Source organism: Cupriavidus sp. 01L46 (genome assembly GCF_056399905.1).
Window position 1 is genome coordinate 1 of the sequence record NZ_JBFTSF010000372.1, and the last position, 5,448, is coordinate 5,448.

A 5,448-nucleotide genomic window follows, 5' to 3' on the forward strand; every position below is an offset into this window, starting at 1 on the left:
GAGCCGGCCACGGCCTCGCCGTCGGCGAGTCGCAGCCGTTCCGGCTGGCGGTGCAAGGTCACGGCAAGGCCACGGTGGCGCTGGAGCCACAGCACGCGCTGGATGGCAACGCGGTGGCGTGGGCTGGGATGGGGCGGCAGCGGGCAGTAGCGGGTAGCAGGGTGGATTGGGGTGGGGGAGGATCATGTGATTTTCCAGGCGCAATTAGCCCGGATGTCGCCTGGCCCGCGTGATGGCTGCGGAGCTTGTCCGGGCCGCTGCCGCCTTTGTCCGTCAAGCCACCTCTGCTGCAACGCGGGAAACCCCCCTCGACAAGGTATAATCCTGGTTTCCCGCCAGCACGGCGCCCCAACCAGCGGCGCCGGCCGGTAGCAGCCCCTACCTCCTGCCCTCCCGACCGCTCAGACCATGGCGCATTTCTCGTGCTTCCCCGGTGCATTGGCGCTTTCCGCCTTTCGCCAGCAACGCCTGCTCACCGCCCTCAAGCAGATCGACGCCGACATCGAGTCGGTGCACGGCCAGTTCCTGCATTTTGTCGACACCGACGTGCCGCTGTCGCAAGACGACAGCGCCCGCATCGGCGCGCTGTTGACCTATGGCGCGCCGTTCGAGGCACAAACCGACGGTGATCGCTTTGTGGTGATTCCGCGCTTCGGCACCATCTCGCCGTGGGCCAGCAAGGCGACCGACATCGCGCATAACTGCGGCTTCGAGCATGTGCACCGCATCGAGCGCGGCATCGAGATCACAGTGATCTGCAAGAAGGGCCTGCTGCGCGGGCGCAAGACGCTGGATGCCGGCACGCGCGCCGCGGTGGCCGCCCACCTGTTCGACCGCATGACCGAAAGCGTGGTGGCTTCGCGTGAAGACGCCGCCGGCCTGTTCCAGGAACTGCCGGCCAAGCCGCTGCGCTTCATCGACATCTCCGGTGGCCGCGCCGCGCTGGCGCAAGCCAATACCGAAATGGGCCTGGCCCTGTCGGAAGACGAGATCGACTACCTGGTCGACGCCTACGCCAAGCTGGAACGCAACCCGACCGACGTCGAGCTGATGATGTTCGCGCAGGCCAACAGCGAGCACTGCCGCCACAAGATCTTCAACGCCACCTGGACCATCGACGGCGTGCAGCAGGACAAATCCCTGTTCGCCATGATCCGCAATACCCACCAGCTCAACCCGCAAGGGTCGATCGTGGCGTACTCGGACAACTCCGCGGTGATGGAAGGCGATGTGGCCGAGCGCTGGTTCCCGCGCGGCACCGGGCAGAAGTACGGCCGCCATGAGGCGCTGACCCACACGCTGATGAAGGTGGAGACGCACAACCACCCGACCGCCATCTCGCCGTTCCCCGGGGCCTCCACCGGCGCCGGCGGTGAAATCCGCGACGAAGGCGCCACCGGCCGTGGCGGCAAGCCCAAGGCTGGCCTGACCGGCTTCACGGTCTCCAACCTGATGCTGCMCGACGCCGTGGAAGGCTGGGAAAACGCGCGCGACGCCGMCCAGCCGGTGGCGCACCGCAACCCGGACGACAAGGTGAGCGTGACCGGCAAGCCGGACCGTATCGCCTCGCCGCTGCAAATCATGACCGAAGGCCCGCTCGGCGGCGCCGCGTTCAACAATGAATTCGGCCGTGCCATTCTGGGCGGTTACTTCCGCGTCTACGAGCAAAATGTCGGCGGCACCGTGCGCGGCTACCACAAGCCGATCATGATCGCCGGCGGCATCGGCAACATCGACGCCGGCCACACGCACAAGAAGGCGCTGCCGGCCGGCTCGCTGCTGATCCAGCTGGGCGGCCCGGGCATGCGCATCGGCATGGGCGGCAGCGCCGCCAGCTCGATGGCGACCGGCACCAATACAGCCGACCTGGACTTCGATTCGGTCCAGCGCGGCAACCCGGAAATGGAGCGGCGCGCGCAGGAAGTCATCAACGCCTGCTGGCAGCTCGGCGACGACAATCCCATCCTGTCGATCCACGACGTGGGCGCGGGCGGCATCTCCAATGCCTTCCCCGAGCTGGTGGACGGCGCGGGCCGCGGCGCGCGCTTCGACCTGCGCCAGGTGCACCTGGAAGAGTCGGGCATGAGCCCGGCCGAGATCTGGTGCAACGAGTCGCAGGAACGCTATGTGATGGCGGTGGCGCCGGAGTCCTTCCCGCTGTTCCAGACCATGTGCCAGCGCGAGCGTTCGCCGTTTGCCGTGGTGGGCATCGCCACCGAAGAGCAGCAGCTGCAACTGGTCGACGCGCATGTCGACGCGGCGCTCAAGGAACACTATGCCGTGAACATGCCGATGGACGTGCTGCTGGGCAAGCCGCCGCGCATGCACCGCGACGTCAAGCACGTCGAGCAAAGCCTGCCCCCGGTGGACGTGACCGGCATCGCGCTGGACAAGGCCGTGCGCGACGTGCTGCGCCACCCGACGGTGGCCAGCAAGTCGTTCCTGATCACCATCGGCGACCGCACGGTTGGCGGCATGAACGCGCGCGACCAGATGGTCGGCCCCTGGCAGGTGCCGGTGGCCGACGTGGCCGTGACCACGCTCGACTACAAGGGCCGCGCCGGCGAAGCCATGACCATGGGCGAGCGCACGCCGCTGGCCGTGATCAACGCCCCCGCCTCGGGCCGCATGGCCATCGGCGAGGCGCTGACCAACCTGGCCGCCGCGCCGGTCAAGGACCTGGGCAAGGTCAAGCTGTCCGCCAACTGGATGGCCGCCTGCGGCGTGGACGGCGAAGACGCCAAGCTGTACGACACCGTGCACGCGGTCGGCATGGAACTGTGCCCGGCGCTGGGCATCAGCATCCCGGTGGGCAAGGATTCGCTGTCCATGCGCACCAAGTGGCAGGACGACGGCGTCGACAAGGAAGTGGTCGCGCCGGTCTCGCTGATCATCTCGGCGTTTGCCGCCGTGGATGACACCGACCGCACCCTGACCCCGCAACTGCGCACCGATGCGGGCGACAGCGTGCTGATCGCCATCGACCTCGGCCGTGGCAAGAACCGTCTCGGCGGCAGCATCCTGGCGCAGGTGACGCAGCAGGTTGGCGACACCACGCCGGACGTGGACAGCGCCGAAGACCTGAAGAATTTCTTCAACGTGATCCAGCGCCTGAACCGCGACGGCAAGCTGCTGGCTTACCACGACCGTTCCGACGGTGGCTTCATGGCAGCGCTGGCCGAGATGGCCTTTGCCGGCCATTGCGGCCTGTCGCTCAACGTCGACATGCTGGCGCTGGACCCCGTGCAGGAACAGGACTTCGGCGACGCCAAGAACTGGGCGCAGYAAATCTCCGGCCGCCGCGACGAGCAGACCCTGCGCGCGCTGTTCTCGGAAGAACTCGGCGCGGTGATCCAGGTACGCCAGGAAGAGCGTGACGCCGTGTTCGCCGTGCTGCGCGAAGTTGGCCTGTCGGCCTGCAGCCACGTGGTGGGCAAGCCCAATGCCACCGACCAGATCGAGATCTACCGCGATGCCAAGAAGGTATTCGGCGCCGCGCGCAGCGAGCTGCAGCGCACCTGGAGCGAAGTCAGCTGGCGCATCGCGCGCCTGCGCGACAACCCGGCTTGCGCCGACAGCGAATACGATCGCGTGCTCGACGCGGCGGACCCGGGCATCTCGCCGGTGCTGACCTTCGATCCGGCGCAAGACATCGCCGCACCGTTCGTGGCCACCGGCGCGCGTCCGCGCGTGGCGATCCTGCGCGAGCAGGGCGTCAACTCGCAGATCGAAATGGCGTACAGCATGGACCGCGCCGGCTTCGACACGCACGACGTCCACATGAGCGACCTGATCGCCGGGCGCGCCAACCTGGCCGACTTCTCCGGCTTCGTCGCTTGCGGCGGCTTCAGCTACGGCGACGTGCTGGGTGCCGGCGAAGGCTGGGCCAAGACCATCTTGTTCAACGCGCAGATGGCCGAGCAGTTCGCGGCGTTCTTCAACCGCCAGGACACCTTCGCGCTGGGCGTGTGCAACGGCTGCCAGATGATGAGCAACCTCGCCCCGATCATCCCCGGCGCGGGCGCATGGCCCAAGTTCACCCGCAACCAGTCGGAACAGTACGAAGCGCGCTACGTCACCGTGGAAGTGCAATCCTCGCCGTCGATCTTCTTCGCCGGTATGGAAGGCAGCCGCATCCCCATCGTGGTGGCGCACGGCGAAGGCTTCGCCGACTTCTCGCAGCAAGGCGACAAGAGCCAGGCCCAGGTGGCGCTGCGTTTCGTGGACAACCACGGCGCGCCGACGCAAACCTACCCGCTGAACCCGAACGGCTCGCCGGACGGCATTACCTCGGTGACCACCACCGATGGCCGCTTCACCGTGCTGATGCCGCACCCGGAGCGCGTGTTCCGCACCGCCACCATGAGCTGGGCGCCGGACGCCTGGAAGCAGGTGGAAGACGGCGGCAGCCCGTGGATGCGCATGTTCCGCAACGCGCGCAAGTGGGTGGGTTGAACGGCCTGCTGTTCTTCGCGCTGTAGAAAGGAAAAGCCCGCTTCGCGCGGGCTTTTCCTTTTGTCGATGCGGGATTCACTGAGCGGGTTGGCTGCCTCAGATAAGTGCTGAAAAATGCCCAACCAAGGCCTTCGGTTTGGACGGGCCATCTTTAATCGCTATGATTCACTGTGATTCAACCCGCATCGAGAAGGACTACATATGGCACAGACCGAAACCAAGGTGCTGACCGTTCATGTGCCGTTGCCACTGGCCGAGAAGGTCGATCAGTTTGCGACCCGCCTGGAGCGCTCGCGCGGCTGGATCATGAAGCAGGCCCTATCTGCCTGGATCGATCAGGAGGAAGAGCGCAGCCGGCTGACACGTGAGGCTTTGGCTGACGTGGACGCAGGTCGCGTGATCGATCATCAGGCCGTTCAGGCTTGGGCCGATGGTCTCGGCACGGACACGCCCCCGCCGGTCTCGCGCTGATGCTGATGGACCTTAAGTGGACCGTTATACAGAAGTCATGAGTCCTCCCGCAGCGCCTGAATCATGAACGCGGCATCCATTGTTCGCTGGAGGCCGATCCAGATCGTTTTGGCGCCGGGCTCGCCATCACTCTTGCGCCCAAGGAACCCGCCCAGAGAAGCGACCAAGCGGATCATCTGATTGAGCGTAACCGGTGTCTTTGGACGGGCCTTTTTCGCGAGCACATATGCCCCTCGTATCTCGTCAGCGTCGAAGAACAGCGATGCGTCCAACTCAGGGCAGGTTCTGCCCAACMGCATCAGCCTGGCAATGCGCCATGCCACAACCATGTACAACACCAAGGCCCGCTCCACACGCTCCATTTGCGATAGTTGCAGCGCCTCGACCTTGCATCCAGTCTTCAGGACGTGGAAGAACATCTCGATCTCCCATCGGGCTCGATACCAATCAATTAACTCGACAATGGCGTCCGTGTTCTGCGCCTCGCGATTGGTCAGCAGTCGCCACACCACAGGTGTGACG

General features: G+C 65.9%; 3 protein-coding genes. 2 read left to right on the forward strand and 1 reads right to left on the reverse strand.

The window, feature by feature from the left end; all coding sequences use genetic code 11:
* Nucleotides 1-408: 408 nt before the first annotated feature.
* Together purL and AC1DS3_RS34585 are read left to right on the forward strand one after the other, a co-directional pair.
* On the forward strand, nt 409-4,455 hold the full coding sequence (purL, locus tag AC1DS3_RS34580; RefSeq protein WP_477128949.1) for a phosphoribosylformylglycinamidine synthase: 4,047 nt from the start codon (nt 409-411) through the stop codon (nt 4,453-4,455).
* 201 nt (nt 4,456-4,656) lie between these two features.
* Entirely contained in the window at nt 4,657-4,926 is a 270-nt protein-coding gene (locus AC1DS3_RS34585) for a CopG family ribbon-helix-helix protein (protein WP_441630850.1), read from the forward strand.
* Nucleotides 4,927-4,961: 35 nt separating this feature from the next.
* On the opposite strand, the gene AC1DS3_RS34590 is transcribed toward AC1DS3_RS34585, so the two are convergent.
* A partial coding sequence (locus tag AC1DS3_RS34590; protein ID WP_477128950.1) for an IS4 family transposase occupies nt 4,962-5,448 on the reverse strand: 487 nt, incomplete at its 5' end.

What these genes read in the sequence shown, in the direction of transcription:
- AC1DS3_RS34585 (WP_441630850.1), top strand. Translation starts at nt 4,657, where the DNA reads ATGGCACAGACCGAAACCAAGGTGCTGACCGTTCATGTGCCGTTGCCA.